Source organism: Congregibacter litoralis KT71 (assembly GCF_000153125.2).
GTDB lineage: Bacteria > Pseudomonadota > Gammaproteobacteria > Pseudomonadales > Halieaceae > Congregibacter > Congregibacter litoralis.
On record NZ_CM002299.1, the window covers coordinates 2,681,289 to 2,700,386 of the forward strand.

20 protein-coding genes are annotated in these 19,098 nt (G+C 53.5%); 10 read left to right on the forward strand and 10 right to left on the reverse strand.

The genetic code is table 11. The features are described from left to right. Positions 1 to 51 precede the first annotated feature (51 nt). Positions 52 to 522, forward strand: coding sequence for an Lrp/AsnC family transcriptional regulator (locus KT71_RS12250; RefSeq protein ID WP_008295069.1), 471 nt, complete (start codon positions 52 to 54; stop codon positions 520 to 522). A 46-nt stretch (positions 523 to 568) separates the two neighbouring features. Here KT71_RS12250 and dbpA read toward each other — a convergent pair whose 3' ends face one another. The 3 genes from dbpA to KT71_RS20780 all read right to left on the reverse strand — a co-directional run bounded on the left by dbpA (position 569) and on the right by KT71_RS20780 (position 3,277). After that, positions 569 to 1,957, reverse strand: a complete 1,389-nt coding sequence (gene dbpA, locus KT71_RS12255) for an ATP-dependent RNA helicase DbpA (protein ID WP_008295068.1) — start codon at positions 1,955 to 1,957, stop codon at positions 569 to 571. A 208-nt stretch (positions 1,958 to 2,165) separates the two neighbouring features. Beyond that, positions 2,166 to 2,912, reverse strand: coding sequence for a hypothetical protein (locus KT71_RS12260; protein ID WP_023659717.1), 747 nt, complete (start codon positions 2,910 to 2,912; stop codon positions 2,166 to 2,168). Between the two features lie 203 nt (positions 2,913 to 3,115). Further along, a complete protein-coding gene (locus KT71_RS20780; protein ID WP_008295066.1) occupies positions 3,116 to 3,277 on the reverse strand; it encodes a hypothetical protein in 162 nt (53 codons plus the stop codon). A 315-nt stretch (positions 3,278 to 3,592) separates the two neighbouring features. On the opposite strand from KT71_RS20780, the gene KT71_RS12270 reads away from it, so the two are divergent. Next, positions 3,593 to 4,315, forward strand: coding sequence for a hypothetical protein (locus tag KT71_RS12270; protein ID WP_008295065.1), 723 nt, complete (start codon positions 3,593 to 3,595; stop codon positions 4,313 to 4,315). A gap of 271 nt (positions 4,316 to 4,586) precedes the next feature. After that, the gene (locus KT71_RS12275; RefSeq protein ID WP_008295064.1) at positions 4,587 to 4,997 is read left to right on the forward strand and encodes a hypothetical protein; all 411 of its coding nucleotides are present in this window, start codon (positions 4,587 to 4,589) and stop codon (positions 4,995 to 4,997) included. A 582-nt stretch (positions 4,998 to 5,579) separates the two neighbouring features. Here KT71_RS12275 and KT71_RS12285 read toward each other — a convergent pair. Together KT71_RS12285 and KT71_RS12290 are read right to left on the reverse strand one after the other, a co-directional pair. Further along, complete coding sequence (locus tag KT71_RS12285) at positions 5,580 to 6,035, reverse strand: hypothetical protein (protein ID WP_008295062.1); 456 nt, start codon at positions 6,033 to 6,035, stop codon at positions 5,580 to 5,582. Positions 6,036 to 6,325: 290 nt separating this feature from the next. Then, positions 6,326 to 6,766 (reverse strand): MerR family transcriptional regulator, encoded by a 441-nt coding sequence (locus KT71_RS12290; RefSeq protein WP_008295061.1) that lies wholly within the window; start codon positions 6,764 to 6,766, stop codon positions 6,326 to 6,328. A 157-nt stretch (positions 6,767 to 6,923) separates the two neighbouring features. Here KT71_RS12290 and KT71_RS12295 point away from each other — a divergent pair, with 157 nt between their 5' ends. Together KT71_RS12295 and KT71_RS12300 are read left to right on the forward strand one after the other, a co-directional pair. Then, positions 6,924 to 7,499, forward strand: a complete 576-nt coding sequence (locus tag KT71_RS12295; RefSeq protein ID WP_008295060.1) for a cation efflux transmembrane domain-containing protein — start codon at positions 6,924 to 6,926, stop codon at positions 7,497 to 7,499. Continuing rightward, positions 7,496 to 7,948, forward strand: a complete 453-nt coding sequence (locus KT71_RS12300) for a methyltransferase family protein (RefSeq protein ID WP_008295059.1) — start codon at positions 7,496 to 7,498, stop codon at positions 7,946 to 7,948. Before KT71_RS12295 ends, KT71_RS12300 begins: the two co-directional genes overlap by 4 nt. 273 nt (positions 7,949 to 8,221) lie before the next feature. Here KT71_RS12300 and KT71_RS12305 read toward each other — a convergent pair. Next, positions 8,222 to 9,378, reverse strand: a protein-coding gene (locus tag KT71_RS12305; RefSeq protein ID WP_152025179.1) for an IS3 family transposase whose coding sequence is annotated in 2 segments (ribosomal slippage) — positions 8,222 to 9,138 and positions 9,138 to 9,378 — 1,158 coding nt in all. Because the reading frame shifts where the segments join, the coding sequence is not laid out codon by codon here. 78 nt (positions 9,379 to 9,456) lie between these two features. On the opposite strand from KT71_RS12305, the gene KT71_RS12315 reads away from it, so the two are divergent. The 5 genes from KT71_RS12315 (at position 9,457) to KT71_RS12335 (ending at position 15,605) form a co-directional block, all read left to right on the forward strand. Beyond that, the gene (locus KT71_RS12315) at positions 9,457 to 11,145 is read left to right on the forward strand and encodes a TonB-dependent receptor plug domain-containing protein (RefSeq protein ID WP_169729154.1); all 1,689 of its coding nucleotides are present in this window, start codon (positions 9,457 to 9,459) and stop codon (positions 11,143 to 11,145) included. A gap of 339 nt (positions 11,146 to 11,484) precedes the next feature. Then, on the forward strand, positions 11,485 to 11,832 hold the full coding sequence (locus KT71_RS20130; protein WP_169729155.1) for a methyltransferase family protein: 348 nt from the start codon (positions 11,485 to 11,487) through the stop codon (positions 11,830 to 11,832). Positions 11,833 to 12,007: 175 nt separating this feature from the next. Further along, a complete protein-coding gene (locus KT71_RS12325; protein WP_008295056.1) occupies positions 12,008 to 13,441 on the forward strand; it encodes an IS1182 family transposase in 1,434 nt (477 codons plus the stop codon). Positions 13,442 to 13,859: 418 nt separating this feature from the next. After that, positions 13,860 to 14,645, forward strand: coding sequence for a type 1 glutamine amidotransferase domain-containing protein (locus KT71_RS12330; protein WP_238549419.1), 786 nt, complete (start codon positions 13,860 to 13,862; stop codon positions 14,643 to 14,645). Positions 14,646 to 15,005: 360 nt separating this feature from the next. Continuing rightward, the gene (locus tag KT71_RS12335; RefSeq protein ID WP_023659721.1) at positions 15,006 to 15,605 is read left to right on the forward strand and encodes a Domain protein of unknown function; all 600 of its coding nucleotides are present in this window, start codon (positions 15,006 to 15,008) and stop codon (positions 15,603 to 15,605) included. Positions 15,606 to 15,893: 288 nt separating this feature from the next. Here the strand turns inward: KT71_RS12335 and KT71_RS12340 are convergent, their stop codons facing one another. The 4 genes from KT71_RS12340 to KT71_RS12360 form a co-directional block, all read right to left on the reverse strand. Continuing rightward, entirely contained in the window at positions 15,894 to 16,388 is a 495-nt protein-coding gene (locus KT71_RS12340; protein WP_008295053.1) for a hypothetical protein, read from the reverse strand. A gap of 279 nt (positions 16,389 to 16,667) precedes the next feature. Further along, complete coding sequence (locus KT71_RS12345; protein WP_023659722.1) at positions 16,668 to 16,892, reverse strand: hypothetical protein; 225 nt, start codon at positions 16,890 to 16,892, stop codon at positions 16,668 to 16,670. Positions 16,893 to 16,986: 94 nt separating this feature from the next. After that, a protein-coding gene (locus KT71_RS12350) for an IS3-like element ISGpr2 family transposase (protein ID WP_169729177.1) occupies positions 16,987 to 18,134 on the reverse strand; the annotation gives its coding sequence in 2 pieces (ribosomal slippage) (positions 16,987 to 17,897 and positions 17,897 to 18,134; 1,149 coding nt in all). 41 nt (positions 18,135 to 18,175) lie between these two features. Continuing rightward, the gene (locus KT71_RS12360) at positions 18,176 to 18,910 is read right to left on the reverse strand and encodes a hypothetical protein (RefSeq protein ID WP_008295051.1); all 735 of its coding nucleotides are present in this window, start codon (positions 18,908 to 18,910) and stop codon (positions 18,176 to 18,178) included. Between the last annotated feature and the right edge of the window lie 188 nt (positions 18,911 to 19,098).

Genomic DNA, 19,098 nt, shown 5'->3' on the forward strand with positions numbered 1-19,098 from the left:
GAGCGACAAAAAGACTCAATCTGCTTATATTTAATATTTTGGAGCAATTTAATGTCAAAAAAGCTGGATAAAACCGAGCGTCGCATTTTGGAGGTGCTGCAGCAGGATGGCCGCACGTCCAACGTTGAATTGGCCCAGGCCGTGGGATTGTCAGAATCACCCTGCCTGCGACGGGTTCGGGGACTGGAGGAACAGGGGGTGATCGCCGGCTACAGTGCCACCCTCAATCAGCGAAGTCTGGGCCTCCAGGTGACGGCCTTTGTACAGGTGCAATTGGAAAAACACGACGATCAGAAGACTCAGGACTTTCTCGTGCAGGTGGCCCGGGAGGAGCACATCATCGAATGCCACGCCATGAGTGGCGCCTACGACTATTTACTTAAAGTGGTGGCCCAGAGCATGGATCATTTTTCGGAAATCGCCATGCAGGGCATCCTGCAATTTCCGGGGGTCAAAGGGATCGAGTCCAGCTTCAGCCTCCTGACGGTGAAGCAGGCGGCCCCCCTGCCCATCGGTGACTAAACTCCCCTAGCGCTTGAAACTGCGGACTCGAAGTCACACTGCCGCTCTAGCGGATCTTCCGCGCGCGAATACTGCGGCCTTTGATTTTGCCGTTGGCCAGGTAGTTCATCGCCTGGCGCAATGCGGCTCTCTCGATGGCAACGAAACTCCACTGATCGAAGATGGCGATTTTTCCGATCTGCGATCCCTCTAAGCCTGCATCGCCGGTGAGTGCTCCCAAGATGTCGCCGGGTCGCAGCTTCTGCTTGCGCCCCGCATCGAGCTGAATGGTCACCATGGGAGCCATGAGCTCATAGTTGGGATTCCGGTCCAGGGACGGCAGCGTGTCACAGGCGCAGGGCTGGCTCTGAAACTCCTCGATCTTGCTTATTCGGTGCGTCTCTGACGGGATCACGATGCTCATGGCGAGGCCGGTCTCCCCTGCCCGGCCCGTGCGGCCGATACGATGGACGTAGACCTCGGGGTCACGGGGCAGTTCGTAATTGATCACCATGGCCAGGGATTTGATATCCAAACCCCGGGCTGCCACATCGGTGGCCACCAAAACGGGACAGCTGTTGTTGGCGAACTGCACCAACACCTGATCGCGCTCGCGCTGATCGAGATCACCGTGGATCGCTCGGGCCTCGATATCGTAGTCTCGGAGCACGCTGGCAACCTCATCGCATTGCTTTTTGGTGTTGCAAAAAACCACCGCATTTGCCGGCGTGTAGTGCTCGAAGAGTGCAAGGAGCGTGGTGTGCCGCTCGTGCTTTTGCACCTCATAAAACAGCTGCTCTATCACCTCCTCTTTGTGAGCGACCTCCTCATCCACGGTCACCATGCTTGGCTGCCGCTGTATGGAGGCGCTCATCTTGCGGATGTTTTCGGGATAGGTCGCCGAGAACAGCAGCGTCTGACGAGACCTGGGTGTTTTGGCGACGATGGCTTCCATGCTGTCGGCAAACCCCATGTCCAACATGCGGTCGGCCTCGTCCAGAACCAGCACCTTGAGGCCATCCAGTTTTAGCGTGTCACGACCTAGGTGATCCTGAATGCGACCGGGGGTGCCTACCACGATGTGAGCGCCATGCTCCAAGGAGCCCACCTGCGGCCCGAAGGGTTTGCCACCACAAAGGGTTACGAGCTTGATATTAGCCATGCGGCTTGCCAGACGTCGCAACTCCCCCGACACCTGCTCGGCGAGTTCCCGCGTTGGACACAGCACCAGAGCCTGCACCCCGAAAAAGCGGGGATTGATGGTCTGTAGTAAGCCAATACCAAAGGCGGCGGTCTTGCCGCTGCCCGTGCGTGCGCGGGCGATGACGTCTTTACCCTGCAGCAACAGCGGAATACTCTGTGCCTGCACGGGGGTCATATGCTCGTACCCCAGGGCCGCCAGCGCCTCAAGTTGCGCAGGCGACAAAGGTAGCGCCGCGAAATCAGTCGTGCTCATGAAAACATGCTCTGTAGAAACGGGCCGCATCATAGCAAAGGGCCAGGGAGACAGTACGCCGCCCGTTTGTTTGGGTCCGCAATGTCACGGCAATGCGCTCTGCGTCTAAGGTCTCACGGACTTAATTCGCTCACCGTTATGGTGCGATCCGATCATCGGTCATTGGCTCAGCCACCAACACGCTACAAACTCAAAAAACGAACCGCCCTCATTTTGATTTGCGCAGAGTTGCAAGTTCAGCCCTAACCTCGCCACCCAGCGTCGATAGGCGCTCAGCCCAGGTGTACAAAGAATCGGTGGAATCCCAGGTGTAGTTTGTCGTTGCGATTACTGCCGATAACAGTCGTTTGTCATTGCACATGTCCTCAAAATTCGTACGGAGGCGGTCCCAGGTGATGTTCACGCCACCACCGATTGCTTCCCTGACCGTAACCGGAACCACGCTGTCGATGTAATTGACGTGAGGGGCCGTTCGAAGCTGAACATCACTCATATAAAAAAGATGTTCATCATAGAACCTCAGCAATTCGATAAGCTTTTGTCGCAGTTCGGCGTTACGAATCAACGTGGCGCGACCCGATGACAGTAGCTCTTCGATCGTTGCCTTAACAAACGTGGCGTTTATGTACTTGCCGGCCAAATATATGCCGCTGGCAAAATCGTTTCTGTTGTTCAAACTCAACTCGCAGGTATCAAGAGAGTCAATGATTAAGCCGCCATAGCCTGCATGTCGGCTTTGAAAGTCAGCATCTATTCGCGTCTGCTTTTCGGAAGAACGCAGGTCAACAACGATTCTTTCAAGGTAAGCAATTTCGGCCTGGCGGTCGTCCCGGTCCTGGCTCCATTCACTCGCCTGTAAGCCAAGATAGATACCCACCACCACGATCAGGACTTCAAGGCATACCGCAAACCAGTCTTGTCTGGATATTGAGCTTGCCAGTCTTTTTAAAATCACAGATCTTTAGGCTCCGTATCCGCCCGAGTATTCCAACGATGATACAGTGAACGGTACGTAGTGGCCTTCGGTCATGGGCGGAGAGAATCTTTCGCGATGTCTCGAAGCGCCTCAATGCGGCCCGTCGCTGAAGACGAAATTAGTTGGTTGTGACGACGGGTTACGGCCAGAAACAGATGTTGGTATCAACCCAGCGAGTAAATCTATTCGTCCGTATTTTGCCCGGACGCGGCGATGGCTACGCCGATTGCAATTCCAATGGCAATGCCTGCGCCATAATTACCCATAGCCGCGCCGATCCCCGCCCCAACAGCGGTTCCAATCGCAATACCTGCGCCAAGCTTATTTACCTTCAATGCTTCCACCCGCTCATTCGCAGTACCTCATCAATTTATAATTTGGGTGGCTGGCATCGCCCCCAAACAAAGAGCGTCATCTTATAGCGATCGACCAGACGCGAGAAGGCGAATCTAAGCGGTATGTCGCTCCCATGATTCGCTTGAGCTTGTTTTATGAAGGTCACGTTTGGGTCGACTAGGCGGTAGTGGTCTTTAGCAATGACTCAGAACACCTCAAAGCGGACGGCCGCGCAGCCTAGGTTGGGCCGTCGCTATCGTTCAGGTGCAGCGATTTTACGAAGACTTCTGTATGCTCGAAGCTGTCAAATGTGGAGCCGCCCAATGTTGCTACGACGCGTTACAGAGCATGTGCGCAATCAAAACTGGTTTGCCGTCGGTATCGACTTCTGTATTGTCGTGATCGGCGTTTACATCGGTATTCAGGTCGCAAATTGGAATTCTTCAAGGCTCACGCAGCAAGAGGAGAGCGTTCTCGTTTCAAGGCTGTTGGCCGAATTCAAGGAGCTTGAAGGAAAGCTAAACCAGAACTTGCTGACCTACAAGAAAGACAAGGAGATTCTCCAGGAACTTATCAACGAAGTAAGCGGCGGTGTTAGTGAACAGGAGGCTCTAACTGTCGCGGAGCGCTCCTTGGGGATAAGCCTGTTGTCGCCCGCCATAAGCACTCCTGCTTACAGAGAACTACTGAGCACGGGCAAGATAAACATCATCCAGTCTCAGGCACTGAAACGCGCGTTGCGCGATTGGGGGATTCAAGCGGACAGGCTGGATATAGCGACGCCGGTAATTCTGGACTATTTGTTTTTACATGGCGCACCCCTCCACGATGTAACTAACGCTGCAAGAAACGGCGGATTCGCCGAGGGCTCGCTGTTTAAGTCGCAGCTATCTAGTCAAGTTGAATCATTGGAGTTGTATCTTGGGGCGTTGAATTGTCTACGCGGCGTCGAACTGCTTCTAGATTGGCAGACAGTCACGTTAGAGCGCGCAGCGGAAGTCATCATGGCTGCGGAGCAATACTCGCGCTCAATAGAACCTGAGTGATACACCAAGGGGTACGGCTGCTATCCCGATAACTAACGCTCAGAACCGGCTCAAATAGCGAGCGTTATGGCTCGAAATCAGTGGTTGGCTCAACACTCTCCCAACGACTGAAAATAGGCGAACGCAGTCTGTAGCAATGTCTCATAACACTGCATAGCGGCCGGTCCGTGAAGGCCAAATCACGTAGTTTTTACCACGGCTTTAGGCCAGAAGAGACCATACAACGCAATCTCGTTGTATCCTCAATAAACGCCAAATTGAGGTAATCCCAATGCTGCTGCGTAGCATCACCAAGCATGTGCGCGATCAGAACTGGTTTGCGGTAGGCATCGACCTCCTGATTGTCGTGGTCGGTGTGTTCATCGGTATCCAAGTTGCCAACTGGAACGAGGCACGGATTCAACAAGCGCGGGACGAGGTTCTACTGTCGCGACTGATGGATGATTTTGAGGAGATCGTTGCCTTCGGTGAGAGACGCATGCCCATGTACCGTGCATCTGCCGCGCAGGTGGGTGAACTTATCTCCACAATTCGATCCGGTGTGGACCCAGGGCTCACGGCAGCTCTTCAGGATCAGATCGCGGGAAGCGTCATCGCATGGGCGGTAACCGAAATGGCACCTACATACGATGAGCTTGTCGCGACGGGCACGCTATCTCGCATCTCGCATCCGGAACCCTGAGCTACGAAAAGCGCTGAATGACTATGCCCGCCAAAGAGAAGCCGACCTCACACTCCTCGACCAGGCGCTAAAGAAGCGCGATGAGGGAGTTATTGAAGAAGCTGTTTGGTTCCGTGCTGACAAAAGCTACGATCCTAGCCAGATAGTGGAGGCATACGATTGGGAAAAACTGAAATCGGCCGAGCCTCATCTCCAGGTAATACTTCGCAATCGTACTCTTCGACTCTATTGGTGGGAGAGAGAGTTCGCTAGCGCCGAGACCGCTCTGAAGCTCATAAAAATTGAGCTCGGAAGCATGTAAAGAGAAAGTGAAGTTTTCTTGGAAACCGGACTGAAGGCTAGCTTTCTATACGAGTCATGATCTTGCGTGCGAAAGCGAGCGAGCCTATCAGTTTTCCATTGCGGTTCGACAGCGGCCCTTGGCTCGGGATGCTGTGAACGACTCAAAATAAGCGAGATCGGTCCCTGGCGATGTCGCAAAACATCTCAGGGCGGTCATTAGCTCAGGGGGAATTCAACTATTTTTACAGCCACTTTCGGCCATAAACAGATGGCCTAACCTGGGCGGGTTTTCGATAACAGTCAGTCGCTGATTTCGCAGGGATCGTCGCTCGATTCGATGAAAGCGATGAAACTAGATCTCAGACCAGCCTTTCGCCAGTCGTAAACAAAACGCCCCTCGCACAGGCCATACAACTCTCGAATATTACTCACCTGAGCGACCCATGCTTCCTCATCCAGAAATCCTGCCTCGTGCTGATAAAAGTGATTGTCGTATTGCGTCCAAAGCCAAAGCCACAGATTAACTCGTTGCGCTTTCGCTTCATTATCAACGCTACTTTTAAGGGGGTCAGGAACGATTCCTGACTCCATCATCGTGAGGAACAGCTCCTGAGTGGCCTCTGCACGCGCCTGATACTGGCTTGCTAGTGCAATTCTGTGACCCTGCCGTAGCTCATACCCAACAGCCAGCAGGCCAATAATTGCGCCAACCGTAGCAATCGTTTGTATGAAGTCATTAAGCTCGGTGTATTTCAATCGATGTTCTCGGAAGCCGATGAGAAGTCGTCTGCGAACATAGTACTTCTGCTAGCTGGAAACATGTAGCTATGTTGGCTTGGAGTGGCGGTTGGGGCGAAGGCCCAAGATTCTCCCAACGACTCAAAATAGGCGAGATCGGTCCTTGGCGATTTCTCAAAACACCTCATAGCGGCCGGTCGGTGAAGGTCAAATCACGTGTTTTTTTTAAGACCGCGTTCGGCTACGGAGCGGAAGTTCAGCGATTCAAAGAAAAGGGAGTGCTCAAAGCGTTAGCCAAACGCATCAATTTACAGCGATAGAACTCGCTCATGCTCATCAGATTGGCATTCTTCATGATCATTCAGCGCGGCCATAATTTTACAGGTTCCGACAACGCCACCACTGCACCCTTTGATCATCCGCTTGAGCTCGGATTCCAGAGCTTGCAATTGAATCAACCGCTTTTGGACTTCTCCTAGCTGGCCACGCGCGATACGTTCAACGTCCAAACAGTCTTGATCAGGCCGAGACTGAAGCTCCAACAGACCCTCAATGGAATCTATCGAAAAGCCAAGGTCTCTGCTGTGCCTAATGAAGGAAAGCTTCTGCACCGCTTCTTCAGCATAGAGTCGCCGCCCGCTGTCGCTTCGAAGGGGCTCACTGATAAGGCCGATAGACTCGTAATAACGAATCGTCGTTATCTTTACGCCAGCAAGCTTTGACAATTTTCCGATAGGCATCAGTTTCATGACACACCTAGCACTTAGGGCTTGATTCTACAGTCGCTGTAGGACTTAGAATCTCCCGCATTGCCAAACTAGTCAAGGAGCCAGGTCGATGTCTGGATGCTGTGAGTCCCCACCCTTTGAAGGTGGATCTATTGGATACAAAAGAGCGCTTTGGGCAGTGATAGCGATCAATGCCGTGATGTTCGGCATCGAGATGTCTGCAGGCCTTGTCGCCAATTCTCAAGCGCTAAAGGCGGATGCTCTCGATTTCGCCGGCGACACGGTGACCTATGCGCTGAGCCTCTTAGTGATAGGCGCTGCAGTAAGGACACGCGCTCTAGCCTCGCTATTCAAGGCAGCCTCGCTTGGGGCAATGGCGTTATTCATCTTGGTACTTACCGCCATTCGCTACTTTGAGGGAATGACCCCAGACGCGCAGACAATGGGCAGCATTGGCTTTTTGGCCTTGCTGGCGAACGTGGCGAGCGTCCTCATTCTGCTGAAGTGGCGCGATGGAGACAGCAACGTCAGATCCGTTTGGCTTTGCTCGCGGAACGACGCTATTGGCAACGTTGGCGTCATCGCAGCCGGCGGGCTGGTTGCGTGGACCGGGTCGGCCTGGCCGGATTTAGTGGTCGGTGCGCTGCTGGCTTGTCTGTTCCTAAAATCGTCTTCAGCTATCTTTAGTCAGGCCCTACTCGAACTCCGGTCTGATCGGAAAGCCTCTTCAAAAAAACATGAGGCATTTGGGTGAAACTTAAAACCCCGCCGCTAGCGTACCTCCTTGCCTGTGCCTTGATCGGCTACGTGGCTGCCGAATCCATACCACAGCTTGCCTACCACTCTAGCTCTCTAGGGGTTTTCGGTTGGGCCCTGATAGCATTCGGCGGCTTCTGCCTCGCCGCTTCGGTAGTGGCGTTCATCCGAGCTAAGACCACTGTCAATCCGATGTCGCCGTCAGAAGCCAACCGATTGGTACAGACGGGGTTGTATCGTTACTCGCGTAATCCTATGTATCTCGCTATGGCAGCAGTCTTAGTCGGAGTTGCCTTCTTACTACAAAACGTAGCGGCTTTCACTTCGCCGCTACTGTTCGTGTTGGCGATCAACTATTTACAGATCATTCCAGAAGAACAAGAGCTCGCGCGCCGCTTTGGCAAAGACTTTGAAACCTACCGTAGGAGTACTGCTCGATGGATCTAGCATTGCGAAAGGACAGATCAGACATATCGTGGATTCGCTTTACTGAATTGCGTGCCATGTACCTTTTTACCCTCTGCCTATCAGCGATGTCTTTTGGCGATGCGGCCAAGGCTCAGGCTAATGAGATTGAAGAGATAGTGGTTCAAGCTACCCGATCTGGGCGGCGCGTACAGGATCAAACCCTCAGAGTTGAGGTGTTATCTCAAGAAGAGGTCGACGAAAAGATATCGATGCGTCCTGGCAACATCTCTATGATGCTCAACGAAACGGGTTCTACCCCGATTCCACGGACGGTTTTAAAACGCCTGAAAACTTCAGGTCTTGCCTTGCCACTCTTCGTCTCATGCGAGGATTATGGAATCGCTCGATGTAGTCAAATATATCTGCTTTAGCGATATCCAAAGTCCGATATTTTGTATGGTGAGTGCGCTCCCGTTTCAGAAGACCAAAGAAGCCTTCGCAAGCCGCGTTGTCACCGCAATGACCCACGGCGCTCATTGAGCAGACCAGTGCATTTTGCTTGAGAAACCGCTGGTAATCGCCGCTGCGAAATTGCGTACCGCGATCAGAATGCAGAATGACAGACCACCCGCCTTGGCGTTGCCATAAGGCCATCTCAATCGCTCTAAGAACCATTTGGCGATCCTGACGATGATGCATCGACCAACCCACTACGATCTTGTTAAAGAGGTCGACGACAACGCACAAAAACAGCTTGCCCTCATCCGTCTTGAACTCGGTAATGTCGGTGACCCACTTGGTCTCCGGTTCCAATGCGTTGAAATCTCGCTCCAAAAGATTACGCACGCCTGGCGGCGGTAAGCCCGGTCTGCCGCGCTGACCTCGCTTCTTCTTACGAGGCCAGCCTTGTAGGCCATCGCGTGCCATAAGGCGAGCAATGCGATTCTTGCTGGCAGTCTCACCGGCATCGCTTAGGTCCTCATGCATGCGCGGGGCGCCAATGGCACCTCGACTGTCTTCGTGGATCTCGCGGATACGCCTAAGCAACCGCTCGTTGTCGACATGCCGATCACTGGGTAAACGCCTCTCCCAGTCGTAATAGCCGCTAGGCGACACCTTTAGGCACCGGCACATCATGCGGAGGGGGAATTCACTGCGACAACGCTGAATCGCCTGGTACCTCAGGACGATCCCTTTGCAAAGAACGTTGCCGCTTCGCGCAAAAAATCGCGTTCCTTCTTCACCCGGGCCAGCTCGCGCCTCAGTTGTGCAACTTCTTCATCGCGCGCATTGCCCGTGCCACCGAAGGCCCTGGCACCCTCCAATTCGGCCTCACGCTTCCAGCGGGTCAGCAAGTTGGGCCCGATGCCCAACTCCCGAGCCACCTGTGCGCAGCTTACGCCAGGCTGTTGAACTTGCTGCACAGCACCGCGCTTAAACTCTGGGCTGTACTTCCTTCTCTTGGACATAAACACTCCTTTTGCCCATTATCGGGCTTCTTTGAAGTGTCCGTAAAATCGGGGTAGAACCCAACTGGTGGTTTGCGAGTGCAAGTCACGTCGCCAGCCTTAGGCTCAGCGAACATACGCACCTATGGAATGCGCGGTCGTTATACTCAGTTACTGGCGGATGGATTGCCACTTTACGGGGGACAGGCTTCCTCACTGGGCCTACTACAAATTCCGCCAAGCGACCTACGGCAGGTGGAGGTAATTAAAGGGGCGGCATCAGCTCTTTATGGGGGCCAAGCCCTCGGCGGAGTCATCAATCTAGTCTCCAAGCGGCCAACTGACGAGCCCGAGGGGGAGGTTATCGTTAACGCGACCTCGCGAGATGCTCAAGACGTTTCAGGTTACTTTTCGCGGCAATTCAGCCCAAGTTGGGGTGGATCGCTCTTAACGACTATTAATAGCCAGTCGGCGCAGGACTTGGACGATGACGGTTGGGTTGATATGGCCGCCTACGACCGCTTCGGCATCCGACCAAGGCTGTTTTACGATGGAGACGATGGCAGACGCGCGTATCTCACTATGGGCGCGATGACCGAGGCGCGGCGAGGTGGGACGAGTAGTGGGAATACGCTACCCACGGGAGAACCCTACCCCCTAAACCAAGACACTGAGCGCTTTGACCTAGGCGCAACGTTCGAAAAGCCTCTAGGCAATTGGGGGTTAGCTCAACTGCGCGCTTCTGGGACGAACCAGCAACATGATCATCAGTTTGGCACACTCCTAGAAAGCGATGCGCACAGCACGACCCTGATCGAGGGCTCGGTAACGGGGGACTCGGCCATGACAACTTGGGTCACCGGGCTTGCATACCAAGCAGATCGCTATGATTCCGATGCTTTTCCCAGCTTCGATTACAGTTACGAGTCGCCCGCAGTGTTTGGTCAGTTAGACAGAGATATCAACGATCAGCTTAGCATCGCTGCTAGCGCTCGATGGGATAATCATAGTGACTTTGGAGACCAATTCAGTCCGCGCCTATCTCTCCAGTATCGACCAGGGTTATGGTCAATTCGCGCTTCTTGGGGGCGTGGGTTCTACGCACCAACGCCATTTATCGAAGAAACAGAGGCAACGGGGCTTTCACGGCTTGAGCCGCTATCTGAACTGGTAGCGGAAACCGCAGAAACGGTTTCGCTCGATGTCGGCTACACATCCGGCGAATTCGAGACTAGCCTCACGCTGTTCGGATCTGCAATTGAGGATGCGGTTCGTTTAGAAGACGCGGGGACGGATCGTGTGCGGCTGACTAATCAGGAAGGGACAACGCGAACGAAAGGCTTAGAAGCAATGGGGCGATGGCGTCAGGGCGACTTCACGATCACTGCAAATTATCTTTATCTCGACACCCGAGAGCCCGTGTTAGATAGCCCAATGAACCGTGCAGTGCCGCTAACCCCAACGCACTCCGCAGGCTTGGTGTCGATTTGGGAAGCTGAAAACAAGGGACGCGTTGGTCTGGAGGTCTATTACGTTGGTGAGCAGACGCTCGAAGACAATCCTTACCGGGACGAAAGCGAACCCTACATACATGTAGGACTTCTGGGAGAGATGTATTTGGGCCGATACCGCCTGTTCCTAAATCTAGAGAACATTTTGGATGTCCGACAAACGAAAGAGGATCCGCTATTGCTCCCGTCTCAGGCTAACAATGGTCGTTGGACAGTCGATGCTTGGGCTCCAATCGATGGATTCATCGCCAATGTCGGAGTTCGAATCAGCCTTTGAATGGCATGCATGTCGGTTCTAGAGTGAGTGCAGAATTTTTGCGGCGCTACATCTCCGATCATCCGTTCTAATTTTCGAACGGTCGTTCGGCGACCCGCTCACACGCTCATGATGACATACGGCGTTTGATACGACATATGAAGGATGACGTGTCACTCTGGATGTTCTCGATTTCGACTTCGGCAATGCTGGCGATAGCGGGACTGACCTTGTTTGGCATTGTGAAAAAGCACCGTTCCTCTTGGCCGCCACCCAATGCAGAGGGTTGGCAGCACACAGCATTTCGGGTCCTATTTCGCAGCTACTTTTATGGGTTGTTAACGGTATCGGCACTTGATTTTGAACCGACAAAAAAACCGCCTGTACGCTGGGCTACCCTTATTCATTATCGGGTTTGGCTGCGCCCTTTTCTGGACAAACTATCTCGGCTGGCGAAATGCCTTTGGCAAGCCTGATGGCCTTCGAACGTCAGGCGTATATCGATTTAGCCGAAACCCTATCTATCTCGCATCGATCATTGGCATGGTGGGTTGGGCGATTGTGGTGCCGTCGTGGAAAGTGACTGTGTTGCTGTCGTTGTGGGCTGCACTATATATCGTCGCACCCTGGGTGGAAGACCCATGGATGACCAAGAAATATGGCAAAGCATTCGTGCAGTACAGAGAGAGAACACCGCGCTTTTTGTAGCATTGAACGGTGGTGTGGTATCACTTATGGGTCGGAAGCGGACCTTTGTCAATCCAGCCTACCGATGACCGCTCGTAGGCGGAAGCGGTCGCTAGCGATGTCTCAAAACACCTCAGACTGTGTGAAAACTTCTCACCGAGATATGATTCAACTTTCTCGCTGAAGAGTTGCTGCCATGAGTGGATTCATCGAGGGCGAAAGCCGATCACAGGCCACGCTGTTTCCTGAACGCATTGACGATTACATCGCAGAAGAGAACGCGGTTCGCGTCATCGACGTGTTCGTCGATGAGCTGGACCTCTCCGGTTTGGGTTTCAAAACAATTCCCGCCGTCACGGGTCGACCCGCCTATAACCCGGCGATGATGCTGAAGCTCTATATCTACGGTTACCTCAATCGCATCCAATCGTCTCGCCGGTTAGAGCGCGAGGCCGGGCGCAATGTCGAGTTGATGTGGTTAACGGGCAGACTGACGCCGGACTTCAAAACCATCGCTGACTTTCGCAAGAACAACGGTGAAGCCATTCGCCTGGTGTGTCGAGAGTTCGTCATGTTGTGCCGCAAGCTCAATTTATTCAGCGATGCCTTTGTGGCGATTGATGGCAGCAAGTTCAAAGCGGTGAACAACCGCAATCGCAACTTCAGCAAAGCCAAGATCAAGAGACGCCTGGAGCAGATCGACGACAGCATCGCCCGCTATCTGGATCAGATCGCCAGCGCCGACCGGCGCGACAGTGAGGCCAGTCACACCAAGACCGATCGACTGGAAAGTAAAATCGCGGCGCTCAAGGAGGAGATTCAGGCACTAAAAAAGCTGGAGGTCCGGATGCTGGCAACACCGGACCAACAGATATCCCTGACTGATCCTGACGCACGCGTAATGTCCACCGCAGCGCGCAGCAAAGCGATTGTCGGCTACAACGTACAGGCCGCTGTGGATACAGAGCACCATTTAATCGTAGCCCACGAAGTCACCAACATCGGTCACGACCGTTCGCAATTGGCCAACATGGCGCTCCAAGCCAAAGAAGCGACCGACCGCGAGGACCTGTCGGTACTGGCGGACCGCGGTTACTTTAGTGGGGCCGAGATATTGGCCTGCGAGAACGCTGGCATTACGACCTACGTGCCCAAGACTCAAACCTCGAACAACCAGGCCAAAGGACTGTTTGCTCGAGCAGACTTTGTCTACCAGCCGGAAGACGACGAATACGAATGTCCTGCCGGCGAGCGATTGATCTATCGGTTCACAGATAACTCAAAAGAGCATTCGATGCGTCGTTACTGGTCGTCGGCCTGCCCGCAGTGCGAGCTAAAGCCAAAATGCACGACGGGCAAGGAACGCCGTATGGGTCGCTGGGAACATGAAGAGATACTGGAGGCGATGGAGGATCGGGTGGACCGTCTGTCGAACTGCATGCGCATTCGCGGCAGCACGGTGGAGCACCCGTTTGGCACGATCAAGTCCTGGTTGGGGCCGACGCACTTCCAGATGAAGACGCTCAAACACGTCAGCACGGAGATGAGCCTGCATGTCCTGTCCTACAACCTCAAACGGATGTTGCAGATGTTTGGTGTTGTGCCGCTGATGGCGGCGATAAGGGGCTAAGCAGCCTCATTTTGCGCCTAGAAATCTATAATCTGAGGCCGCGTGTGCGCGATTCTGAGCGACGCGCTTTGAAAACCGAATAACTGCCAAGGAAATCTGCGACGCCGCAAGGGCCTCTCAGTGAGTCGAGCGGTTCTGCTGTGCGCAGCAAATCGGTGCGAGAAGTACCGAGGCGAGTTTTGACACAGTCTGACCTCAAAGCGGCCGGTCGGTGAAGGCCAAGTGAAGAGGATTTCAAGACTGCTTTCGGCCAGGAGCCGCCATCTGGCGCAAAATTAGTTCAACTTATCTAAACTTCCAAGGCATGTTGAGTCGCTCGCGCTAAGATCTCGCCTCGAGATACAACAACGCGCAGTCGGCTAGCACGCCCGGCTCCACTTTCCCTTGGCTGAAAACGAGAATCAGGAGGTTCCTCAACTTGGACCTTTCGATGAGAAAAACACATACCTTATCAATCGCGTTCTGTTTGTTTGCCGCATGGTTCGCGCCTAATCCAGCATTCGCTGAAGCCCAAAAGAAAGTTCTCTTCGTGGCTTCAAACGTGCTTCATATGGGCGACCCTGAGCAACACGATGCCCGCAACAACTTATGGGAGTATGCGCCGCCCTTCCACATCTTTGTTATCCATGGCTATGAAGTCGATTTTGTGTCGCCTCAGGGTGGTCGCGTCGAATTTATGATGGAGCCTATTGGGATCAGTAGTTATGCGATTGCGCACCAGAACTTTCTGGGTAAAACGGCAAATACACTCAAACCTAGTGAGGTTGACGTCGATCAGTATCAGGCCGTTTACGTCGGTGGAGGCTACGGAACATTGTTCGACGTCGCTTCCAATGAGAAATTGATGAGCATCATCGGTGAGGTCTACGAATCCGGGGGTGTTGTGGGCGGCTGTGGCCATGGCCCGGGTGGCTTCGCCAATGCCACGATGAGCAATGGCGTATATCTGGTTAAAGACAAGCGAGTCGCTGGATTTCCTAACTCGACGGAGCGCTCAAAGCCTTGGGCTGAGCAAGGCAAGTTATTGCCTTTCCTCGTTGAGGACCAGCTTCTTAAGAATGGCGCGCTGGCTCAGAACAAGCAGACACTGGCAGACAAAAATGCAGTCGTCATGGATCAACGGATCGTCTCGTCCATGTTTTTGCCGTCCGCAGCGCTGGTTGCTGAGGAAATGGTTGGACTGCTAGAGGCAGAGGGTTCGTGAAGTCTGAATCCGAGTCGGCATCGGGTCGAAAGCGGACATCGCTGCAATTTTGCCCTAACGACTCAAAATAGGCGGAGGCGATCTTTAATGACGGCTCAGAACACCTCAAGGCGGTCTTTAGCGTGGGGAAGAATCACCATGACGTTAACGGCTGCTTTCGGCCAGAGGCAGTCGTCTATCGTGAAATCGAATCAGTTTGTCGCGGGTTAGTATTTGAGATCAACCGGAATGCGTTAGTGTAACGCGTCAATTACAGGACGCGAGCAGTTCACTTTGACACACTATAATCCACATCGCGTAGCGGGCACTGAAGTCCCGATGATTAGTCTACGCTCCGCTGCAGGCTTTTCCGGACTCGCGATGGCCCTTATTTACATTGCAGCTTTCGTTTATTTTGGCGCGTTCTTCGATTACCCGTCGCAGGGCACTCAGGAAGAAAGACTCCGGTTTTTAGATGAGAATCAGCTGGCCGTCTCTATCGCCTATGGCTCAATCTATATTTTGTTCGGAGCCTTGCTGGCTGTCATGGTTGCCGGATTGCATGACTTGCTAAGCCCCTACGGGCCAGCAGCGTCACTCACTTCGCTGCTTGGCGCAGTTTGGGTTGGGCTCGTCATGGCTAGTGGAATGATCTATGTCACGGGCCTGCAGCATGTTGTCGGCCTTCTGCCCGACAGCTCGGAGGCCGCCTTCCACTTATGGCGAGTTGTCTCGATGCTCGGCGACAGTCTGGGTGGCGGTAACGAACTTGTTGGTGGGTTATGGGTAGCTGGCGTGAGTCTGCTCGGTCTCAAATACGGGGTATTGCCGAGGGCGTTGAACAGCCTGGGCTGTCTTGTCGGCGCTTTTGGCCTTGCAACGACCCTCCCCTTGGATATGTTTACCGATATGTTTGGGCTCTCACAGATTGTTTGGTTTCTTTGGCTTGGGCTCAGTCTGCTGCGAATGCGGGAAGCATGAGCGCGGTCATCGGATTCCGGTGGCGGGCTATTGAGCGGTCAATAGTGGCGCAAACTGGTAGAGGGAAGGGGAAAGCACAAGTTCGAATCGGCAACGAGGGTTTGCGCTATGTACTACAAGGGCGGGATGGCCGCTTCGGATCGAGAGTAGAAACCGACTAAACATGAGCCCGAACTTCAGCTCCTAGGCGGAAGCGGTCTCTAGCGATGTCTCATAACGCCTAAAGACGGTCCTAAGATCGGGTAAGCATCTCAGAATCCCCGGGGCGTAATCGGCTCGAAGCCAGACTCACCAGTAGAATACTTTTTGTATCGCAAATGCTACAAATCCAATCAAGCTCGCCAAAAACGTGAGCACAAGCGCCGTCAGGTAATGCCCGCTACGAACATCACCAAAGATGTTCCACGCGAGCAGCAACATTGCGACCGTCCCCGGCACATATGCCGCGATCACATGAATCGGCCCTAGTTCTTTGAACTCCGCTTTGGTCAACTGGATGGTCAACCAACCACCCACCGCAAAGAAGCCTGTTCCTAAACCAAACGCTGCAACACTGGCCCACCACCACAGGACCCTACCCTCAAATCCATAAGCAGTCAGAAGCAGTGGCAGTATAGATGCCACAAAACAAATTAGACTTCCCATAAGTACGGGAAACGCATGAAACGTGTTGACACGGGAGCCACCACCTTCGGGCGCCATGAAAACGAAAAGCACTGATAGAAAGCCAGTCGCGATTAGGCTGAGCTGTGCAAATCCAATAAGGAAACTCTCATGCGGCATTTTTAATGCTCCCGCCCGAAGGGGCCTTTGAATTCTTTTAGCATAAGGACTTTTACGAGCCTCTGGAAACTAACGCCAGATGGTATCGGCCGAGTTTCGATTGTCAGCACCTGATCTGATCAGATGCCAGCTTAGACCCCGGAAGCAAAAGTCTAGGTTGGACGGACAACGGACATGTCGCGCAGTTGCTGTGAATGCCCCAAAACATACAATTTGCGAAGCCTGCGTCAGGTCATTTCGGGGCTCGCAATCTGCTAGAACCCAAGTGCACCCGAGAACTCATGGATTTAAACGTTCTTCTGGTAACTGCACTTCTAAAAACCCGCGGCTGCGCTCGGAGGCTTCTGTAGAGATCACACCAGGCGCAAAGACCTCAGCTCGCATGCCGGGGGCCTCCTGCCCCATGTAGGGACCTTCAAGAACGGGGAAACCCCTTGAGCCGCTATCGTCTGCGACTGCCAGCGTCGAAAAAACCAGCCCAATGAGGGCAATCGTTGGTTTCATGCTTGTCTTCTACGTCGCGTAGCATTGCACTCAGACCGACCGTAGCTCTTCTAATAGCCTGTTTAAAAACTCTAACTGAATCGCCACCAGTTCTCTAGACACTTTCCAGCTGTTTTTCGTGATGCTGTTCGTAGTCTACAGGTGACAGCAGGCTGTTCGAGCCATGCCGGCGTCTGACGTTGTAGAACATCTCGATATAGTCAAAGATATCGGCCCGGGCATCCTGCCGGGTCGGATATATCTTGCGCTTCACGCGCTCGCGTTTCAGTAGCTGGAAGAAGCTTTCAGCGACTGCGTTGTCATGGCAGTTGCCGCGTCTGCTCATACTGCCCTCAAGGCCGTTTGCGCGTAGAAACGCGCTCCAGTCATAGCTTGTGTATTGACTGCCCTGGTCCGAATGAACAAGTACCTTGCTCACCGGCTTGCGACGCCACACCGACATCAACAAGGCATCTAGAACCAGATCGCTCGTGATCCGTGATTGCATCGACCAGCCAATCACCCGGCGCGAGAATAAGTCGATGACCACGGCCAGGTACAACCAGCCTTCGTGGGTCCGAATATGGGTGATGTCGGTCGCCCATCGCTCGTTCGGCGCAGCCGGATTAAACTGTCTCTGCAGTACGTTAGGCGTCACATCATGCGCTTTGCCAACCTTATGCCGTGGCTTGCGATATCCAACCTGCGCCCTGATTCCAGCGTCTTTCATGAGACGGTGGACACGGTTGGGGCCGCAACACTCGCCTATTTCATGCAAATCACGATGGATCTTCCGATAGCCATACACAGCACCGGACTCGAGCCAGAACTGCTTGATCAGGCCAGAGAGCCGCTTGTCCTCACAACCGCGAGCCGATAGCGGCTGTCGACGCCACGCATAGAAACCGCTGGGGTGAACGTTAAGCAAAGAACACAGATGCCGCACCGGCAACTGGTGGCGATGGGATTGAATAAAAGCGTACCTCACTCGGATTGGCTCGCGAAGTACGCCGCGGCTTTTTTTAGAATGTCACGCTCCTCCGTGACACGCTTAAGCTCTTTTTGTAGCCGACGAATCTCGGCCTGATCATCAGCCTCCACTCGATGTTGCTCAGCAGCCGGCCCGTACTTCTTCACCCAGGCATACAGACTGTGCGTCGTCACGCCCAGCCGACTGGCCACGTCCGCCACGCTGTAGCCGCGATCCGTGATCTGGCGAACGGCTTCTCTCTTGAATTCTTCGGGGTAACGCTTGTTGCTCATAAACACCTCTCTGATAGCCATTTTGTATGGCTGAAAGGTGTCTAGCAAACTGGTGGCGATTCAAACTTTGCATTCATGAGGTATATAAAAACAGAATCTCTTGATATGCCTTCGCGCAGGTAGTAGAGCAGCCTGGGATGCTGCCTGATCGACTCCAGTACCTCACTCAGGTATTCAGGCTCTAGCTCCAGATTGCATTCACTGCTAAAAGTCTCGCTGATCGCGTTGTCCGTCGATAAAACAACGCAGGTATCGAGCACACGCCTTTGCACCTGGATCGGCATCACGCCACGAACTTCTCGGCGGTAACGCTTTTCCTCTTCAAAAAATCGATCCGTCCCCTGCCCATAGTATGACGCCAGCCTGGATCGAAGGCCCAGATCGCCTATGAGATCGATGAGACCATTCGCTGACAGGGCATCGTACGCGCCGCGCGCAGAAGTGAAGGGCAGAACATTTGACGCCTGATAAAGCGCGACAACAAGCTCTTCTGGTCCCGCTTGAGGTTCTTCATCCCAGGCGGTCAGAGCGAGTTCCGAGTAGTCTCTTACAGACTCGTGATACGCAATGAGCGCGGTAATATCGCTGCGCTCGACTTCCAGATCGTTGATGAGCTGTGAACGATATTCACTGACCGTTTCGCGATCCAGACGTTCGTCATTCCAACGGTCTAACTGAAAGCCAAAGAATATACCCATGACCAAAAGGATGAGTTCTATCAGTGCGGTAAACCAGTCGTGACCGCGTACCGCGTTAGCAAATTTAGCGAGAATCAAGGTCGATTACTCCTGACGGCTGTATGACGTGAAAAGCCTGTCAAAACCAATGCTAATTGCGCAAAACCGATAAAGAAATTCTGTTGATCCATCACCGCGCCAATTTAATCAGTTGAAGAGACCGTAACCGCGACTGCAAGCTCACGCGCTGACTCTGAGTAGAGGTCGTAGAGTACCAAAACCTCATC